Source organism: Pseudomonas pseudonitroreducens, assembly GCF_021603645.1.
GTDB lineage: Bacteria > Pseudomonadota > Gammaproteobacteria > Pseudomonadales > Pseudomonadaceae > Pseudomonas > Pseudomonas pseudonitroreducens.
This window is the reverse complement of sequence record NZ_BQHJ01000015.1, coordinates 45880-64057: the sequence shown is the minus strand read 5'-3', so window position 1 is coordinate 64057 and position 18178 is coordinate 45880. Positions and strand designations below refer to the sequence as shown.

The window sequence follows — 18178 nt, the reverse complement described above, 5'->3', positions numbered from 1 at the left end:
CTCCTCAGCCCTGGGCCTTTGCTTCTGCGATGATCTCTGCGTAGCTGCGGCCACCCACGCCCCAGTCCGCCGGGTCCACCTCCTTGAGCAGGATGGTGACCGCCTGGGCCTTGCCGCCGCAGACCTGGAGGTAGGTGTCGGTCAGCGCCTGGATCAGCTCGCGTTTCTTTTCGGCGCTACGTCCGGGGAAGAGCTCTACGGTAAGCAGGGGCATCAGCCGGTCCTCTTGTTCAGGTTGGGTTGGATCGAGCGGGAACTGAAGTGCGGAATGATCTGCTCGCCGAAGCGCCGCATCATGTCCAGGCTGTCCGCCTGGGACTGGCCGAAGTTGGCGGTCATGATCACCTCGTCGATGCCGGCCTCGGCGTAGGCGGAGAGCTGGTCGAGCATCTGCTCGCGGGTGCAGATCAGCAGGTTCCTGCCCAGCTCCTCGATGGATTGCTGGCGTGGCAGCGCTTCGATGCCACCGCCATGGACGATGCCCGGTCCGGTGAACACGTTGTCGAAGCGGCGGTAGTACTCGTAGGCCAGTTGCAGCTTCTCGCGGGCATCGGCTTCATCGCGCGCCAGGTAGGTCGCACGTTGCAGCGACAGCCGGGCGCGGCTGGCGGATTTCGCCTTCGCCTCGGCCTTGCCACGGCGGAAGGCATTCACCTGGTCCAGGAGCATCTGGTGGTCGCCGCTCAGCGGCGTGGTCTGCACCGAGAAGCCCTGGCGCGCGCAGGCCTGGATGCCCTCCGGCGCCATGCTCGCCACGACCAGCGGAATCTCCCGCTCGGGGCGCGGCATGACGGTCAGCGGGCCGAACTGGTAGTACTTGCCGTCCCAGCTCACTTCCTTGCGCGTCAGCAGGGCCTGCAGCACGGCGAGGGATTCGTCGAAACGCTCGCGGGTCTCGCCCATCGGTACGCCGAGCATCTCGATCTCGTACTTGAAGGCGCCACGCCCCACCCCCAGCACCAGCCGGCCGTCGCAGAGCGCGTCGGCCTGCACCACTTCGCCGGCGAATACGCGCATGTCGCGGATCGGCAGCACGGCGATGGAGGTCGCCAGTTCGATGTGCCGAGTGACCGCCGCGATCTTCACCGCCATCTGCAATGGCGAGGGCACCAGCAGGATGTTGATCAGGTGGTGCTCGGGGATGGAAATACCGGCATAGCCGACCTCTTCGGCCACCACGGCCTGCTCGACCATGTGCTCGTAGAGCTGTTTGCCGGAGGCGTCCGGATCGGGCAGGTAGGAGCTGAGGAAATGGTTGAATTGCATGTTGTTATCTACTCGGTGGTCTTAGTGTTTCCAGTCCAGCCAGTGCACGGGCTTGCCCGCGATGCCGGCGATTCGTCCGCCGTCGGCGGTGTCGCAGTAGATGCCGAAGCTGTCGGCCTGGCGCTCGCTGAAGAAGCGGTGGAGCATGCTGGTGCAGTAGTCGCCGCGGACCTGCAGCCAGGGTTCGTCCTCGGCGCGGAACAGGCGCACTTCGCGCCCGCTGCCGGCGCACGGAGCCAGCTCGGCGCTGGCATCGGCACGGAAGATCAGGCGGGTGAAGTCATCCCCCGCTTCCTCGAACATCGAGTAGATGAACGACACTTCGCCGACCAGGCCAACCCGCCGGAACACTTCGTCGATGACCGCCTTCTGGCTCACCCCGGCGCGCCAGAACACTTCCGGAATGCTCCAGTGCTCCTGGCCCGGCTCGCGCACCAGCAGCACGCCGTTGTCGCGAGTGATCAGGCAACCGACCTTGAGCGCACTGCCGCGCTCCACCTGGATCGCCTTGGCACCTTCGGCAAAGTCGATGTAGCTGCCGCGGAAATAGCCCAGCGGGCTGCCGACGCTGCTGCGGTAGCGCTGTACCTCGCCGATCAGGATCACGTGGTCGCCCGCCTCCACCAGGCTGTGTCGCCGGCAGCTGAGCACGCTGAGGCTGTCGGCCAGGCACGGTACGTCGGCCTCGCAGGACAACAGCTCGACCCCGGCGAACTTGTCGGCCGCGCGCCCGGCGAAGCGGTTCGACAGGTCGCGCTGCCAGTCGCCGAGGATGTTGATGGCGAAGCGCTCGGCGGCGCTGAACACCGCCAGGCTGCCGGCGCTTTTGGCAATGCACACCAGCACCAGCGCCGGGCTCAGCGACACCGAGGTGAAGGAGTTGGCGGTGAAGCCGCGCGGCGTGCCGTCGGCCTCGCGGGTGGTGACGATGGTGACGCCGGTCATGAAGGTGCCGAAGACGTTGCGCAGGCTGCGGGTGTCGTCGGCGCTGACCGAATGCCAGTCGAGGTTGCTCATCTCGCTCTCCCGTCTCACGCCAGCGACCAGCGCTCGATGGCGCGCATGCCGTCCAGGGCCATGTCGCCGGCCACGGTCGGCGACGTCACCACGTCGTTGCCCATGCCCATGATGTGGTTCATGAACATCGGCACCACGGTGGAGCCCTCGTCGTGCAGCATCGCCTGCATGTCCCAGTAGATGGCCTTGCGCCGGGCCTCGTCGAGCTCGGAGCGGGCCTGCAGCATCAGCTTGTCGAAGCGCTCGTTGTTCCACTGGGTGTCGCCCCAGGACGCGCCGCTGGCGTAGATCTGGCTGAAGATCCAGTCCGGTGTGGCGCGGCCGGTCCAGTAGCACATGCACATGGGTTTCTTCGCCCAGACGTTGATCCAGTAACCGTCGTTGGATTCGCGCACCACCTTGAGGTTGATGCCGGCCTTGCGCGCGCTATCCTCGAACAGCACGCCGGCATCCACCGCCCCGGCGAAGGCCGCATCAGCGGCGCTGATGCTGATGTCCAGGCTGTCCAGCCCGGCCTGCTTGAGGTAGAAGCGCGCCTTGTCCGGGTCGTACTGGCGCTGGGCGAGTTCGCTGTTGAAGTACTTCTGCTGGCGGCCGATGGGGTGGTCGTTGCCGACGCTGCCGTGGCCGCGCAGGATCGACTTCACCCACTGTTCGCGGTCCACCGCGTACTTGAGCGCCAGGCGCACGTTGTTGTCCTGGAACGGGCTGAGCTTGGCGATCATCGGCATGGTCGCGTGGTTCAGGCCGGTGACCTCGGCAATGCGTACCTTGTTGCTGCGCTGCAGCAGCGACAGGGTCTTGATTTCGACGCGGTTGATGACGTTGACCTTGCCGGTGAGCAGCGCGTTCTGCCGTGCCACGGAGTCGGCGATGGCGATCAGCTCGGCTTCCTCGACGTGCGCCCGGCCCGGCTTCCAGTAACTGGGGTTGCGCACTACAAAGGCACGGACGCCGGGGTTGTACTCCTTGAGCATGTAGCCGCCGGTGCCGATGCCGGAGCGCCAGTCCACCTGGCCGTCGGCGCCCCGCGGGAGGATGCTCAGGTGGTAGTCGCTCATCAGCACCGGGAAGTCGGCGTTGCCGCCCTTGAGGCTGACGCGCACCGTCGAATCATCGATCGCCTTCACTTCGTCGATCTGCGAGACGATGGACTTGGAGAGAGACTTGGAGCCGTCCTTGCGGTGGTAGTCGAGCGTCGCCACCACGTCATCGGCGACGAAGGGCTTGCCATTGTGGAACTGCACGCCGCTGCGCAGCTTGAAGGTCCAGACCCTGGCGTCCGGCGAGGATTCCCAGGACTCGGCCAGCTCGGGAATGGCGTTGCCGCTGCTGTCGATCTCCACCAGGTTGCCGCGCAGCGCCTGGCTCAGCAGCATCATGAAATCGTCTTCGGCCAAGCCCGGGTCGAGGCTGTCGGTGGTCGACGCGCCAGCCAGGCCGAACACCAGCCGCCCGCCCTTCTTCGGCTCGGCGAAAGCCGGCAGAGGCAGGCCGCCGAGCAGAACGCCCGCCCACAACAGCCCCATCGTCCCCTTCACCAGGTCACGACGGGTTACGCCGGAGGATGGCTCCCCAGGTTGCTTTTGCTTCATCCCACACCTCGCAAGACACTTGAGTTTTGTACGACCGTACAGGACCAGGACGAAGTAGTACCTGCGGTCTTCTGGTAGTTGTTATTGCCTCAAAGCGGCTGCCAAGGCGTTCTCTATCGGAGCACTCTTGGACAGTCGTACAGATTATTAACAACAAGATCCGGGGCGCGCAAGAAATTTCTGTACAGTCGTACAATCGATTCCCGAGAGCCCTGGGGGCTGGACTGATGAAAGGCAAAGTCAGGCGCCCGAGCTTGCCCGCGCGTCAGAGCAGCGGCTCAGTCGCTCCCGTGCATCGCCCTTTCCGCCGAGCGCCTGGCAAACCGAGCTATGCTGGCGCGCTACGCACACAGACACAGCACCATGACCTCAGCGCAACTGCACAAGACTCCACTGGGCCCCCTGTTCCGGCGCTGGCGCCTGTTGCACCGGATCAAGCAGGACCATGCGGCCGAGCTGTTCGGCGTCAGCCAGTCGACCATCTCGCGCTGGGAAGCCGGCACGCAGGAAGCCGAACCGGAACAGCGTGCGCGCATCGAAGCGCTGCTGCGGGCGCGCCTCGATAACGCGGCGGACCATGCCCTGGCACGCCTGGTCAGCGGCAGTTCGCAGCCGATCCACCTGGTCTGCGACCTCACGCACCGCCTGCTCGCCTGCTCCGCCCCGCGGGCGGCGGAGTTCGGCGTGGCACTGGGCGATCTGCTGGGGCGCTCGCTCTGGCCATTCGTGACCGAGGCCATCGCCACCCAGGAAGCGCGACTGGACACACTCGGGTGGCGCGAGGGCATCGCCGCGCCGGCCCTGGAGTTCGCCACCGGCACCAACGCTTCCCTGCTGGTGCCGATTCGCCAGAGCCAGTGCCGCTGGACGCGACTCACACTGTCGGACGGTTCCACCGCCCGCCTGGTCGAGACACTCTGACGGCCGCCTGCCACGCATATTTCATGCGTGGACAGCGCCGGGCGCATGGGCACAGGATGTCCGTCCGACGTATCAGACAGGGCCACTCCCATGCGCAACCAGGGCATCCACGACAAGCTGGCGTTCCTTCGCCAGGCGGAAAAGCTCAAGAGCGTGCTGCGCAGCGCCCACACGTCCAGCGGCCGGCGCGAAAGCACCGCCGAGCACAGCTGGCGCCTGGCACTGCTGGCCATAGTGTTCGCCGAGGACCTGGGCGAGATCGACCTCGGCAAACTGCTGCAACTGTGCATCATCCACGACCTGGGCGAAGCGCTGGGCGGCGATGTGCCGGCCGTTGACGTGCAAGCGCACGGCAGCAAGGGTGATCGCGAGCGGCAGGACCTGCTGAGCATGACCGCGACGCTGGCGGCGCCGCTGCGTGAACGGATCATTTCGCTGTACGACGAGTACGAGGCCGCCGCCACCGCCGAGGCACAGGCAGTGAAGGCGCTCGACAAGCTGGAAACCATCCTGCAGCACACCCAAGGCCTGAACCCGCCCGATTTCGACTACCAGTTCAACCTCGACTACGGCCGCCAGTACACCAGCGCCACGCCGTTCCTCGCGGCGCTGCGCGAGGTTCTCGATGCGGAGACGCGCAAGCGCGCGGCCGGCTAGCCCGGCGTTGCGTCAAAAGCCCTGGGCCTGATCGAGTACAACCCCGCGAGCAGGATCAGCAGCGCACCGCTGATCGTCCAGAGGGTCGGCGCCTCGCCGAAGACGATGAGGCCGATCAGCGTGGCAAAGGCCAGCAGCGAATAGTTGAATGGCTGCAGCGTAGAGGCCTGGGCGTACTTCAATGCCTGGATCAGCAGCAACTGCGCGATCACCCCGGAGACGGCGACGATCGACATCAGCACGGCCTCGCGGGGCGTGGGCGTGACCCAGGCGGGAAGGCCGACGAAAGTGGCGGCCACGGCGCCGACTACGGCCATGTACAGCGTGGTGGTGGCGAAGGAATCGGTCTGGCCGATACGCCGCGAGAGGATGTTGAAGAAGGCGAAGGTCAGCGCCGCCGCCAGGGGGATCAGCGCCGCAGGCTCGAACACGCCCATGCCGGGGCGCAGGATCAGCAGCGTGCCGCCGAACCCGACAGCCGCCGCCAGCCATTGCCGGCCGACCAGCCGCTCGCCGAGCAGCAGCCGCGCCAGGCCCAGCGTCATCAGCGGGAAGACCGCGTAGAGCGCGTGGGTCTCGGCCAGCCCGAGGTAGCGCAAGGCCAGGCCGAACAGCGCTATCTCACCTACCCCCAGCAGTGAACGCACCACCTGCTGCCAGCGACTGGCGCTGCGCACCGCCCGGCGCACGCCTCCCTGTGAACGGCAGACAATCAGCGCGAAGAGCACGAATACCCAGTAGCGCACCATCACCAGTTCGCTCACCGGCAGGTGGCGGACCAGTACCTTGGTGATGCCGTCCTGGCAGGCGAATATCAACATCGACAACAGGCACAGGGCAATGCCCAGGCGCGGGTTGCTGGTAGCGGCCAGCGCGGCGGCGGTGGTCTTGCTGGTCATGGCGGAAGGCTCTTGGGCGGTGGCGGCCTCGCTGCGGGCGCCTGCAGCGCTTGTGCCGGAGCGGACGGGGCGCGGTCAAGCGACGCGGCGCTGGCAAGCACGCCGATGTCGCCCACAAGCCGCCGGCACTTCAAACCTGCGCGGCTTCCCTCTACAGTCTGGCGACCCGCCAACGGCGACAACGGTGATCCATGGACAGGTTTCAGGAAATGACAGTGCTGCTGGCCGTGGCCGAAGCCGGCAGCCTCGCCGCCGGCGCCAGGCAACTGGGCCTGTCGCCGCCCAGCGTGACCCGCGCCATCGCCGCGCTGGAACAACGCCTGGGCACCCTGCTGCTGGCCCGCAGCACACGCAGCGTGCGGCTGACCGAAGCCGGCCAGCGCTACGTCGAGGACTGCCGGCGCATCCTGCAGGAGCTCGAGGACGCCGAGGAACTGGCCTCCGGCAGCGCCCTGCGCCCGCGGGGCAACCTGACGGTGACCGCGCCGGTACTGTTCGGCGAGCTGTACCTGATCCCGCTGATCGCCAGCTACCTGGACTCCCACGCCGCGGTGACGGTCAACGCGCTGCTGGTCGACCGCATGGTGCACATGCTCGACGAGGGTATCGACGTCGCCGTACGCATCGGCCAGTTGCCCGAGGGCAGCCTGAGCGCGCTGAAGGTCGGCGAAATCCGCCCGGTGGTCTGCGCCGCCCCCGCCTTCCTCAAGCGCCACGGCCGCCCGCAGCACCCCAATGATCTGCTCGACGCACCCGTGGTGATGGCCGCCACCAGCGTGCTGCTCACCGACTGGCAGTTCACCACCGCCGACGGGTCGTTGACCCTGCGCCCACCGTCGCGCTTCGTGGTCAGCTCGAACAATGCGGCCATCCACGCCGCGCGTCTGGGCGGGGGCTTCACCCGGGTGCTCTCGTACCAGGCGGCCGAAGCCGTGGCACGCGGCGAGCTGGAGATCGTCCTGGAAGAGTTTTCCACGGCGCCGCTGCCGATCCACCTGCTCTACCAGGACGGTGCAAGGCTGCCGGCAAAGGTTCGCAGCTTCGTCGAGCACTGCGCCGAACGCCTGCGTGCCGACCCGGCGCTGCAAGCCGCGAAGCCGTGAGTCGCTACCGGGAAATGCAGGCGTTCGACGCCGTGGCGCGCGCTGGCAGCCTTGCGGCGGGCGCGCAGTGCCTGGAGCTGTCCACGGCAACGGTGATGCGTCTGGTGGCCACGCTGGAGTCGCGTCTGCAGTGCGAGCTGCTGCTGCGCGGCCCGCGGGGAATCGGGTTGAGCCCGCGTGGCGAAGCGTTCGCCGCCAGTTGCCGGCAGATTCTCCAGGACATCGAGGACACAGAGAGCTCGCTCGGCGGCCTGCAGGCGCACCCGGCCGGACAGCTGAACCTCTCGCTGCCATTGCTGATGGCCGACCGTATCTTCGCCCCCATCGCGCTGGACTACCTGGCCGCCTTTCCTGAGGTGCGCCTGGTCAGCCGGCACCGGGAAGACCTGCCGCGCCTGCTCGAAGACGGCATCGACGTCGCTCTGGTGATAGGCGCCCTGCCCGACTCCTCCGGCTTCGCCCTGCCAGTGGGCACGGTGCGGCCACTGATCTGCGCAGCACCGGAATACCTCGCGCGCCATGGCGTGCCACAGGCCCCGGAAGACCTCAAGGCACACCACATCATCGCTCCCGGCAGCCTGGGAGCGATCAGCGAGTGGCGCTTTCGTCACCAGGGCGCGGCGCGCTCGGTGCGCCTGGCCCCGCGACTTGCGTGCAGCACCACCCCCGCGGCGATCCGCGCCGCCAGCCTCGGGCTCGGGCTGACCCGCTGCATGAGCCACGAGGCGCATGCCGAACTGAGCAGCGGACAGCTGCAGGTCGTGCTGCAGGACTACGCCGCACCCGCCCTGCCGGTGCAGCTGATCTACCGCGAAGGCCGCCGCGCGGCGGCGCGCGTGCGCACCTTCCTCGACTTCGCGGTGCCGCGCTTGCGGGCGCATCCGGCGTTGCGCGGGTAAGTCGTCCAAAACCTGAAACACCGTCGCTCGGTCCGTCGCAGGCATGGCCAGCTCCTACAGGCAGGCCCGCCGCACCCATGTAGGAGCAACTGTCTTCTTCAGGTCAGTCCGTGCCAGCGTCTTCCCCTCACCCCAGCCCTCTCCCAGGGGGAGAGGGAGCCGCCCGTGCCGGCGGACGACAAGGTGTCATCCTGCACCGAACAGTCCCCTCTCCCCCTGGGAGAGGGCTGGGGTGAGGGTTGATCCGAGTACAGGGCTGTCGGGTAGGAGCGGGCCACGCCCGCGATCCGCCGGCAAGGCCGGCGCTTCCATTTCGCGCGAACCCGACCGGCACTCGACCGCCCCTTCGATTCTTCCGCATTCTGAAACGCTGGATTGTCCGCCCTGGTGATTCTGCGCGCCGGCCATCGGGCGCAGCATTCACCCATCAGCTCGAGCAAGCCGCCACGGAGCGACTCGCGCTGCCACCCCAACCCAGCCAAGGAGTCACCGTCATGTCCCACACCATCAAACTGTTCCGCCACCCGCTGTCCGGCCACGCCCATCGCATCGAGCTGATGCTCGCGCTGCTGCAGCTGCCCGCCGAACTGATCGATGTCGACCTTGCCAAGGGCGCGCACAAGCACCCGGACTTCCTCGCCCTGAACAGCTTCGGCCAGGTGCCGGTGATCGATGACGAAGGCATCATCGTCGCCGACTCCAACGCCATCCTCGTCTACCTGGCGAAAAAATACGGCAACGGCCGCTGGCTGCCGGAAGACCCGTTGGGCGCCGCCCGCGTGCAGCGCTGGCTGTCGGTGGCTGCCGGGCAGGTGGCGTTCGGCCCCGCCGCCGCGCGGCTGGTCACGGTGTTCGGCGCGGCCTTCAACGCCCAGGAAGTCATCACCCGTGCCCACGCGCTGTTCCAGGTGATGGAGCTGGAACTGGCCAGAACGCCGTTCCTGGCCGGCCACGAGGCGACCATCGCCGACGTGTCCAACTACTCCTACATCTCCCACGCACCGGAGGGCAACGTGTCCCTGCAGGAGTACCCGAACCTGCGCGCCTGGCTGGCCCGCGTAGAAGCCCTGCCCGGCTTCGTGCCGATGCAGCGCACCGCCATCGGCCTGCAAGCCTGATGCAACCCTCGCCGCCGGGCTGACCCGGCGGCACCTTCTGCGAGGTGCCCGTCATGTTCCAGTTGCCCAAACACCGCAACTCCCCCTGGCACGCCGGCGAGAAGGCGATCCAGCAGCGTGTCGGCGTGGCCGAACGCATGGAGGTGCATGGCCAGAAAGTCATCCGCGACTACATGCCCGACCAGCACCGCGAGTTCTACCAGCAACTGCCGTTCATCATCGTCGGCGCCGTGGATGAGCAGGGCCGGCCCTGGGCGACCCTGCTCGAAGGTGCGGAAGGCTTCATCACCTCGCCCGATCCGAAAAGCCTTCTGCTGGAGACCGTGCCCGACAATCAGGACCCCACCGCCAGTGGCCTGCAAGCCGGCAAGGCCATCGGCCTGCTGGGCATCGAACTGCACACCCGCCGGCGCAACCGCATGAATGGCGTCCTCCGCGAGGTCGACGGCGGCCTGCTGACGGTGGCCGTCGAGCACTCCTTCGGCAACTGCCCGCAGTACATCCAGAAACGCGACTGGAGCCGCGACGAACAGCGCTATAGCCAGCGTGCCCCACGCGAGGACTTCGCCTTGCTGAACGAGGAGCTGGCCGCCATCGTCCGCAACGCCGATACCTTCTTCGTCGCCAGCTACGTGCAGCATGAGGATGGCCAGCGCTCGGTGGACGTCTCCCACCGCGGCGGCCGCCCTGGCTTCGTGCGGGTCGAGGGCAACCGCCTGACCATCCCCGACTACGCCGGCAACCTGCACTTCAACACCCTCGGCAACCTGCAGGCCAACCCGCAGGCCGGGCTGCTCTTCGTCGACTTCGCCAGCGGCGACGTGCTGCAAATCCACGGCCGCAGCGAAATCCTCTTCGACAGCCCGCTGCTGAGCGCCTTCGAGGGCGCCGAGCGCCTGTGGACGCTGGACGTCGAGCACGCCGTGCTGCGCCGCAGCGCCCTGGCGCTGCGCTGGAGCTTCCGCGAGTACTCGCCCACCAGCCTGATGACCGGCACCTGGACCGAGGCCGAGGCCAAGCTGCGGGAACGCGAGCAGCGCCAGCACTGGCAGGACTGGCAAGTGCTGCGCGTGGAGCAGGAAAGCGCGGACATTCGCTCGTTCTACCTACAACCGCCGGCCGGCGCCGCCGTGAATTTCGCGCCGGGCCAGCATCTGCCGGTACGCCTGGTAGTCGGCGAACAGGCGCTGATCCGCACCTACAGCCTGTCCAGCGCGCCGTCGGACGGCGAACTGCGCATCAGCGTGAAGACCCAGGGCCCGGCGTCCCGTCATCTGCATGAGCAGGTGGGTGTCGGAGACCATCTGCAGGTCCGCGCGCCCATGGGCAGCTTCACCCTGAACAGCGACAGCGCGCGCCCGGTCGTGCTGATCGGCGCGGGCGTCGGCATCACCCCGCTACTCTCGATGCTGCGTGAACTGGCGGCCGGCGCGGTGCGGCGCGTGCATCTGTTCCAGTCCGCACGGACGCTGGACCAGTTGCCGTTCCAGCGGGAAATCACCGAACTGCGCCAGCGCACGCCGCAACTGCAGGTCCACCGCGCGCTCAGCCGCCCCGAAGCGCAAGCCGTGCTCGGCCGCGACTTCGAACAGGTCGGGCGCCTGGACATCGAGGCGCTCAAGGCGCGGCTGCCGCTGGACGATTACGACTTCTATGTTTGCGGCCCCGGGGAGTTCACCCAGGCGATCTACGATGGCCTGCGCGGCCTGAACATTGCCGACGCGCGCATCCACGCCGAGACCTTCGGCCCCTCGACGCTCAAGCGCCGGGGCGACAGTCAGGCACCCGCGCTGGTGCAACCGCCCGCCGCCACCGAGCCGGTGCCGGTGTACTTCGCCGGCTCGGCCAAGGAAGCCCGCTGGAAACCCGACAGCGGCAGCCTGCTGGAGCTGGCCGAAGCGCGCGGACTGTCGCCCGACTTCAGCTGCCGCGGCGGCTCCTGCGGCACCTGCCGGACGAAGATCGTCAGCGGCCAGGTGCACTACCCCAACCCGCCGGCGGAACTGCCCGAAGCCGGCAGCGCACTGATCTGCTGCGCCATCCCGGCGCAGGACGAAAACGGCGTGCAACCGCTGGTGCTGGACCTTTAGGGAGGCGAGTCGACGATGAACACACTGAACTCATTCGAGAGTGGCAGCGCGCGCTTTCCGCGTTGGCACGAGGAGTTCGCCGAATCGGCCGAAACCGGTTTCTGCGGGCCCAGCGAGGCGGAGGTGGGCTTCCTGCTGCCGCAGCTGATCTCGACGCCGGGCTGCCCATCACGCTCGCGCGCCGTGGAATTCGGCGCGGCGCTGGTGCGTTGGTTCAAACGCATCCGATAGGCGCTGTTCGCGAGCAAGCTCGCTCCTACAGGCTGGGCTCGGGTTCAATTGCAGGAGCGAGCTTGCTCGCGAACTGAACCCCCACTCGCGCCAAATTACAACCGCGCAGGGCGGATAACCCGGAACGGGTTATCCGCCGATGCCATAACGACGAATAACGCTGGCGCGTTATGCATCCTACGGAACTGTCCAACAACCAACAGCGACGCATGAGGGAACACAAACGTAGGATGGGTGGAGCGCAGCGATACCCATCAATCCGTGCCTGCGATACAGCATGGGTATCGCAGGCTCCACCCATCCTACGTGTGCATTTCCCGAAGGATTTGGGAGCTCGGGATCACTCGTCTTCCCGCGCCGGAATCCACCACTCCTCGCCACGCACCGTGCGGATGTACTCCGGCCAACGGAAGCGGTGCGGGACCTTGAAGTCCTTCGGCAGCAACGGCGCCTGCCACTGTTCGCCGCCGATGCCGCCGCCGGTGCGCCGGTTGAACTCAGCAGTCGCCTCGGCCAGCAGATCGGCATCGGTGAACAGCTCGATCAAGGTGCTGCCGATGGTCTTCGACGCCACGTCGATCATCGGGTCGATGGTTTCGCGTATGCCGCCCAGGGCGTTGGACACCCAGTCCGGATAGGTGAAGCCGGCCGGCGCGCTGAGCATCGGCCGGGCCACGTAGAGGCGCACGGTCGGGCAGTGCCAGGTGTATTCCGGGTAGTCGTCGGAGGTCAGGTACTTCTGCCAGGCCGGCATCTGCAGGCGCATCTGCCGCTCGCATTCCTGCGGCTCGATCAGTGCCTGAGTAGCCGGCAGGAAGGGCTCGTCCATGGGATCGAGGCCGAGGTTCGCCTGGATTTCCCGCGCCACGGCGATGGCCTTTTCGCCCCAGGTCGGCGCGCCGATGGCGGCAAGGTTGTCGTAGCAGGCCTGCGCCAGCGCATGGTTGGCCAACCCGCCGCGGGATTTGCAGACCCAGGTCTTCTTCCACTGGCAGCCGGTGGCCATGGCCGCGGCGGCGGCGTTGTTGTCCATCACCGTGGAGATGGTCTCGGCCTGCTCGATGGAGTCGCAGCGCAGCAGGTACTGGATCTGCGAGATGTGCGGCGGCAGGTTGTCGGCGGTGGCCTGGCCGGCGGTGAGGATGGCCTCGTTGAAGCTCCACAGCCCGGTGAACGGCAGCGTGGAGCGGCGCAGGCTTTCGTTCAGCGTGTAGAAGTGCACCAGCGCATCGTTGGCGCCCGGCGCGCGAGCCGCGAGGTGGTTCTGCGGAATCGGGCTGTAGCGGTCGGCGGCAATCCAGTTCTGCGGGTCTTCGCAGGTGAAGGTGTAGATGTACGAGTAGGCGATGCCGCAGTGCGTGTCCCAGGTGGTGGTGTTGTTCAGCGGCAGCATGTAGGTGGGGTGGAAGCTGACGGCGGCGTCGAGGTCGTCGTAGTAGCCCTTGGCGGCGTGCACCGGCTTGGAGGCGCGGAGCTTTTCCGCCGGCTCGCCGAAGAACCTGATGGTGCCCTGGATGCCGAATTCCAGCATCGCCGCCTTGGCCGCCAGCACGCCGCCCAGGGCGCTGATGCCCAGCGCGGAATGCGGGTCGGTATGGCCCGGCGCGTACTTCGACAGCCCCTCGCGCGGCATCGGCCTGGTCGCCGCCGCCTGGCAGTTGCCGGGCACCGCATCGTATTCGGCATAGGTGGCGAGGATGGGCCCTTCGCCATTGCTGAAGGAGGCGACGAAGGCGGTGGGCATGCCGCCACTGCCCTCTTCCACCGTGAAGCCTTCGCGGCGCAGTAATTCCACGTACCAGGCGCAGGACTTGTACTCGCGGAAGGCCGGCTCGGCGAAATGCCAGATCACCTGGTGCCAGTCGGACAGCTGCTGGCGGTGCTCGTCGATCCACTGCTGGACGTAGGCCTTGAATTTCGACATGGCGGCTTCCTCATCGTTGCCTGTTGTTGTTGTCGTGTGGCCTAGTATTGGTGAAGCGGAATTTGCAACAAGCGCAGTATTTCGCCACCCCATGTCCGGTTAGTTTCACCAATACAATTTCACCAATAGAGCTTCACCCATCGAGAATTGGACCGCCCATGCACTTTCCTTCGATGACCGCCCTGCGCGCGCTGGATGCCGTGGCCCGGCTGGGCAGCGTGTCCGCCGCCGCCACGGAGCTGAACCTCACCCGCAGCGCTGTCAGCCACCGCATCGCCACGCTGGAGGAACGCCTGGGCTTCGCCCTGACCGAACGTACCGGGCGCGGCATCCGCCTGACCTATCGGGGCGAGAGGTATGCGCGCGACGTGCAGCGCATCCTCGCGGAGGTGCAACTGGCCGGCAGCAGCTTCGACGAGCAGCAGATCAGCGGGCCGCTGTGCGTGAGTTGCAACCCCGGCTTCGCCACCTACTGGCTGTGCCAGCACCTGGGCGATTTCCTCGCGCAATACCCGCAGGTGCAGTTGCACGTGGTGACGCCGCGCGTGCCGCAGGACACCAGCGCCAGTGACGCCGACCTGTTCATCGCCTATGGCAGCGGCGACTGGCCGAACCAGACCGTGGAGCAACTGGTCGCCCTGCACTTCTTCCCGGTGTGCAGCCCGCGCCTGATCCACTCGCGCGGCGGCCTTACGCAGCCGGCGGACCTGGCCCACTACACGCTGCTGCACATGAATGATTTCGCCGATTGGCGCCTGTGGCTCGGCGCGGTGGGCGCGAGCGCCATCGATCACCGCTCCGGCGTGCTGTTCGCCGACGCGCCCTGCACCATCGCCGCGTGCATTGCCGCCCAGGGCGTGGCCATCGGCGACAACCTGCTCAGTGGCGATGCCCTGGCGCGCGGCCTGCTGGTGCGCCCATTCGACATCACCATCCAGTCCAGCCGGGGCTACTTCCTGGTGACCGACCCGGTGAAGGCCGAGCGCCCGGTGGTGAAGGCCTTCAGCCAATGGCTCAAGGCCCGTGTCGCCGCCACCACGCAGAGCGCCAGCGACCTCAGCCGGCCGCCGCTGGCGATCCCCGATGAGGCGCGCTGAGCGTCAGGCGATGCGCCGCAGCCCTTTGCGCGCCTTGCCGGAGCGGGTGTAGCGGAACAGGTCCTTGGGATCGTTGTCCTCGTCCTCGCTCCACGGCACCAGGTCGATGCGCTCGCCGAGGTCCAGGCGGCTGGCCTGTTCGTTCACGTAGCGCAGTGCCGAGTAGTCTTCCAGGGCGAAGCCGACCGAGTCGAAGATGGTCACCTGCTCGGCGCTGTCACGCCCGCCGACCTGGCCGGCCAGTACCCGCCACAGGTCGGTTACCGGGAAGTCCGCCGGCATCTGCTGGATCTCGCCCTCGACGCGCGATTGCGGTTCGTACTCGACAAACACCTTGCCGGCGCGCAGGACGTCGGCGTGCAGCTCGGTCTTGCCCGGGCAGTCACCACCCACGCCGTTGATGTGCATGCCCGGCTCGATCATCTCCGGGGTGAGGATGGTCGCGTAGGACTTGTCGGCGGTCACCGTGGTGACGATGTCGGCGCCGCGCACCGCTTCGGCGGTGGAGCCGGCGCGGATGATCTTCAGGTTGGGGAAGTCCGCCAGGTTGCGGATCAGTTTTTCAGTGGCCTGCGGGTCGATGTCGAAGACGGCGATTTCCTCGATGCCCAGGTGGTGATGGAAGGCCAACGCCTGGAATTCACTCTGCGCGCCGTTGCCGATCAGCGCCATGCGTCGCGAGTCCGGACGCGCCAGTGCGCGGGCGGCCATCAGCGAAGTAGCGCAGGTGCGCAGCGCGGTGGCCACGGTGAGTTCGGAGAGCAGCACCGGATAGCCCGTCTCGACATCGGCCAGCACGCCGAAGGCCATGACGGTGAACAGCCCGCGCTGGGTGTTCTGCGGGTGGCCATTGACGTACTTGAAGGCATAGCGGGCGGTGTCGGACACCGGCATCAGTTCGATGACACCGATCTCGGAGTGGTTGGCGACGCGGGCGGATTTGTCGAAGGACTCCCAGCGCACGAAGTCCTGAGCGATGGTGTCGGCGAGTTCGCCGATGAAGCGGGCGACACCGATCTGCTGGACCAGTTGGGACATCGTGGGGACGTCGACGAAGCGGGTCATGGTGGGACCTCCGTTTGTTGTGATTGGCGTCTTCTGATTGGACTGCAGCCCGCCTCCGCCGTGTCTCGAACAGCGGGCACAACAAGGTTGCAGAGGCCCTGGAACAGGTCTGCACGTCAGAGAGGGGCAAGACGATTTTCCCACTCGTCGTGGCGAAAACCCGGCTGTAATACGGGCCCGCGCCGGCCGATCCGGCTGTATTGGCGAGCGGCAACAGCCGATTCGGCTGTGCGTCTAGCAGCCCTCGACAGGCCGATATTGCACGCGGGAAACCCAAGGAACTGGCGCCGCCGGAGGGGCGCCAAAGAGCTAGCTGACGGATTCCTTGATGGTCGTCAGCTCGGGATGGGCGACCAGCTTGTCGATGTGCAGGCTCTCGTCGTTGAGCCAGGTTTCGGTCAGCGCGCGGTAGTGCTCCATGTCCCGGCAGCGCATGCGCACGCTGTAGTCGAAGGTCCCGCTGATCAGCTGGCAGTGCAGCACTTCCGGGCAGGCGATGACGCGGGCCTCGAAGGCCTTCTGCGCGCTGCGGCCGCTCTGGTTCGACAGTGCGACCAGTACCAGCAGCGAGAGCCCGGCGGAAATCTTCTGCTCGTCGATGACGGCGCCGTAGCCACGGATGATGCCGTGTCGCTCCAGCTTGCGGACGCGCTCCTGGCAGGGGCGCGGGGTGAGGTGCACGAGGGCGGATAGCTTGCCGTAGGTGATGCGGCCCTGGTGACGGAGGATGCGGATGATCTCCTCGTCGATGCGGTCCAGGGTGAAGGGGCTGTCCTGATCTTTCCTGCTCATGATGCTTCGCGATGATTGGTCAGTCGTGCCGGCTTCCCTGCCCCGGCGAAAGCAGTCGGTGGAAACACTGCCCGCCACCGACCCGGATCTTTATGGGGCACGCCCCGCCGTCTGTCAAAGTGCGCCGTGACGTCTGCGACAGCACGGCGCACCCGGTCAGATTTCCCGCGCCAGCTCGCTGCCGTTGCCACGTCCGCTGAGCACCGCGAGGTACACCAGGCCGATGGCGATCCAGCCCACCCCCAGCTCCTGCGCTTCACGGCTCATGCTGAACAGCACGTAGGCGATGATCACCAGACCGACCAGCGGGAACACCAGGTGGCGCAGCACCCGGCCGCTCTTCTGGCGAATGAAGTAGTGGTTGATCACCGCGATGTGCAGCAGGCAGAAACCGGTCAGCGCGCCAAAGTTGACCAGCGAGGTGAGCACGTCCGGCGAGTCGAGGAAATAGATGCCGATGCCCAGCGACAACACGCCCACCAGGTACAGGCTGATGTGCGGGGTCTGGTACTTCGGATGCACCTTCGCCAGCACGCGCGGCAGCTTGCCGTCGCGGGCCATGGAGTACAGCAGACGGGAAACCGCAGCCTGCGAGGTGATCGACACGGTCACGCCCCAGGCCAGCGCAGTGGCCACCGCGGTCAGCGTCGACAGCCAGCTGCCGCCGGCCGCTTCGGCGATCTCGTAGAAGGCGGTGTCCGCCGACTTGAAGGTCATGCCGGCGGCAAGGTCGGTGGCCAGCCAGGTCTGCACGATGAAGATGGCGCCCATGACGAACAGCGCGATCAGCGAGGCGCGGCCAATCTGCTTGGCCGGATCGCCCTTGACCTCTTCGGCGAGGGTGGAGATCGCGTCGAAGCCGAGGAACGACAGCACCGCGATGGACACCGCCTTCATCACCAGGCCGAGGTTGAAATGCTCCGGTTGCAACAGCGGTTCCAGGGTCAGCCGGCCGTTGCCCATGCCACCCTCCAGCGCCTGGTAACCAACCACCAGGAAGATCGCCAGGACCACCAGTTCGGCGATCAGGAACAGCAGGTTGAAGCGTGCCGCCAGGGTGATGCCGCGCAGGTTGATGAGCGTGGCGGACACCAGGAAGATCAGCATGAAAGCAAGCTTGGGAATCGCCGGGAACAGGTGGTTCAGCGCCAGCGCGCTGAACACGTAGAGCAGCGGCGGGATCAGCAGGTAGTCCAGCAGCAGGACCCAGCCGGCGATGAAGCCGACATTGGGGTGGATGCCGCGCTGGGCGTAGGAGTACACCGAGCCGGCGATGGGAAACGCGCGGGACATCGCGCCGTAGCTGAGCGCGGTGAAGAGCATCGCCACCATGCCCACCAGATACGCCATCGGCACCATGCCGTGGGCATCCGCGTGGACCCAGCCGTAAACGCCGAAGGGCGCGATCGGGATCATGAAGATCATCCCGTAGATCACCAGGTCGCCGAGCGTCAGGCTGCGGCGGAGTTGTTGCTTGTATCCGAACTGTTCGATAGCCACGGGG

Annotated in this window: 17 protein-coding genes; 8 read left to right on the top strand and 9 right to left on the bottom strand. The window is 66.9% G+C overall.

What is annotated here, in order from left to right; translation table 11 throughout:
* Nucleotides 1–4: 4 nt before the first annotated feature.
* From L6D89_RS28770 to L6D89_RS28755, 4 genes are read right to left on the bottom strand one after another with little or no spacing between them, the layout of a single operon-like run.
* Nucleotides 5–214: a tautomerase family protein gene (locus L6D89_RS28770; protein ID WP_236201891.1), complete on the bottom strand. Its 210-nt coding sequence runs from the start codon at nucleotides 212–214 to the stop codon at nucleotides 5–7.
* On the bottom strand, nucleotides 214–1266 hold the full coding sequence (locus L6D89_RS28765; protein ID WP_236201890.1) for an LLM class flavin-dependent oxidoreductase: 1053 nt from the start codon (nucleotides 1264–1266) through the stop codon (nucleotides 214–216). The genes L6D89_RS28770 and L6D89_RS28765 overlap by 1 nt, the downstream gene beginning before the upstream one ends.
* 21 nt (nucleotides 1267–1287) lie before the next feature.
* Nucleotides 1288–2283 (bottom strand): flavin reductase, encoded by a 996-nt coding sequence (locus L6D89_RS28760; protein ID WP_236175274.1) that lies wholly within the window; start codon nucleotides 2281–2283, stop codon nucleotides 1288–1290.
* A 14-nt stretch (nucleotides 2284–2297) separates the two neighbouring features.
* Nucleotides 2298–3878: an ABC transporter substrate-binding protein gene (locus tag L6D89_RS28755; RefSeq protein ID WP_236201889.1), complete on the bottom strand. Its 1581-nt coding sequence runs from the start codon at nucleotides 3876–3878 to the stop codon at nucleotides 2298–2300.
* 363 nt (nucleotides 3879–4241) lie between these two features.
* Here L6D89_RS28755 and L6D89_RS28750 point away from each other — a divergent pair, with 363 nt between their 5' ends.
* Together L6D89_RS28750 and L6D89_RS28745 are read left to right on the top strand one after the other, a co-directional pair.
* Nucleotides 4242–4799 carry a helix-turn-helix domain-containing protein gene (locus L6D89_RS28750; protein ID WP_236175272.1) on the top strand — a complete coding sequence of 186 codons (558 nt, stop codon included), beginning with the start codon at nucleotides 4242–4244 and terminating at the stop codon, nucleotides 4797–4799.
* 90 nt (nucleotides 4800–4889) lie between these two features.
* Nucleotides 4890–5456 (top strand): HD domain-containing protein, encoded by a 567-nt coding sequence (locus L6D89_RS28745; protein WP_236201888.1) that lies wholly within the window; start codon nucleotides 4890–4892, stop codon nucleotides 5454–5456.
* On the opposite strand, the gene L6D89_RS28740 is transcribed toward L6D89_RS28745, so the two are convergent.
* Nucleotides 5453–6355 carry a DMT family transporter gene (locus tag L6D89_RS28740; RefSeq protein ID WP_236201887.1) on the bottom strand — a complete coding sequence of 301 codons (903 nt, stop codon included), beginning with the start codon at nucleotides 6353–6355 and terminating at the stop codon, nucleotides 5453–5455. The genes L6D89_RS28745 and L6D89_RS28740 overlap by 4 nt on opposite strands.
* 191 nt (nucleotides 6356–6546) lie before the next feature.
* On the opposite strand from L6D89_RS28740, the gene L6D89_RS28735 reads away from it, so the two are divergent.
* The 5 genes from L6D89_RS28735 (at nucleotide 6547) to L6D89_RS28715 (ending at nucleotide 11796) form a co-directional block, all read left to right on the top strand.
* On the top strand, nucleotides 6547–7458 hold the full coding sequence (locus L6D89_RS28735) for a LysR family transcriptional regulator (protein ID WP_236201886.1): 912 nt from the start codon (nucleotides 6547–6549) through the stop codon (nucleotides 7456–7458).
* A complete protein-coding gene (locus L6D89_RS28730; protein WP_236201885.1) occupies nucleotides 7455–8357 on the top strand; it encodes a LysR family transcriptional regulator in 903 nt (300 codons plus the stop codon). Before L6D89_RS28735 ends, L6D89_RS28730 begins: the two co-directional genes overlap by 4 nt.
* Nucleotides 8358–8851: 494 nt before the next feature.
* Nucleotides 8852–9475, top strand: coding sequence for a glutathione S-transferase family protein (locus tag L6D89_RS28725; RefSeq protein WP_236201884.1), 624 nt, complete (start codon nucleotides 8852–8854; stop codon nucleotides 9473–9475).
* Nucleotides 9476–9528: 53 nt separating this feature from the next.
* Complete coding sequence (locus L6D89_RS28720) at nucleotides 9529–11565, top strand: pyridoxamine 5'-phosphate oxidase family protein (protein ID WP_236201883.1); 2037 nt, start codon at nucleotides 9529–9531, stop codon at nucleotides 11563–11565.
* Nucleotides 11566–11580: 15 nt separating this feature from the next.
* Nucleotides 11581–11796: a hypothetical protein gene (locus tag L6D89_RS28715; protein ID WP_236201882.1), complete on the top strand. Its 216-nt coding sequence runs from the start codon at nucleotides 11581–11583 to the stop codon at nucleotides 11794–11796.
* 340 nt (nucleotides 11797–12136) lie between these two features.
* On the opposite strand, the gene L6D89_RS28710 is transcribed toward L6D89_RS28715, so the two are convergent.
* The gene (locus L6D89_RS28710; RefSeq protein WP_236201881.1) at nucleotides 12137–13720 is read right to left on the bottom strand and encodes a zinc-binding metallopeptidase family protein; all 1584 of its coding nucleotides are present in this window, start codon (nucleotides 13718–13720) and stop codon (nucleotides 12137–12139) included.
* 158 nt (nucleotides 13721–13878) lie between these two features.
* Between L6D89_RS28710 and L6D89_RS28705 the strand changes: the two genes are divergently transcribed.
* Nucleotides 13879–14817 carry a LysR substrate-binding domain-containing protein gene (locus tag L6D89_RS28705; protein ID WP_236201880.1) on the top strand — a complete coding sequence of 313 codons (939 nt, stop codon included), beginning with the start codon at nucleotides 13879–13881 and terminating at the stop codon, nucleotides 14815–14817.
* Between the two features lie 3 nt (nucleotides 14818–14820).
* Here L6D89_RS28705 and L6D89_RS28700 read toward each other — a convergent pair whose 3' ends face one another.
* The 3 genes from L6D89_RS28700 to L6D89_RS28690 all read right to left on the bottom strand — a co-directional run bounded on the left by L6D89_RS28700 (nucleotide 14821) and on the right by L6D89_RS28690 (nucleotide 18174).
* Nucleotides 14821–15882 (bottom strand): ornithine cyclodeaminase, encoded by a 1062-nt coding sequence (locus L6D89_RS28700; RefSeq protein ID WP_236201879.1) that lies wholly within the window; start codon nucleotides 15880–15882, stop codon nucleotides 14821–14823.
* 309 nt (nucleotides 15883–16191) lie between these two features.
* Nucleotides 16192–16674: an Lrp/AsnC family transcriptional regulator gene (locus L6D89_RS28695; RefSeq protein WP_236201878.1), complete on the bottom strand. Its 483-nt coding sequence runs from the start codon at nucleotides 16672–16674 to the stop codon at nucleotides 16192–16194.
* 156 nt (nucleotides 16675–16830) lie between these two features.
* Complete coding sequence (locus L6D89_RS28690) at nucleotides 16831–18174, bottom strand: APC family permease (protein WP_236201877.1); 1344 nt, start codon at nucleotides 18172–18174, stop codon at nucleotides 16831–16833.
* Nucleotides 18175–18178: the final 4 nt, after the last annotated feature.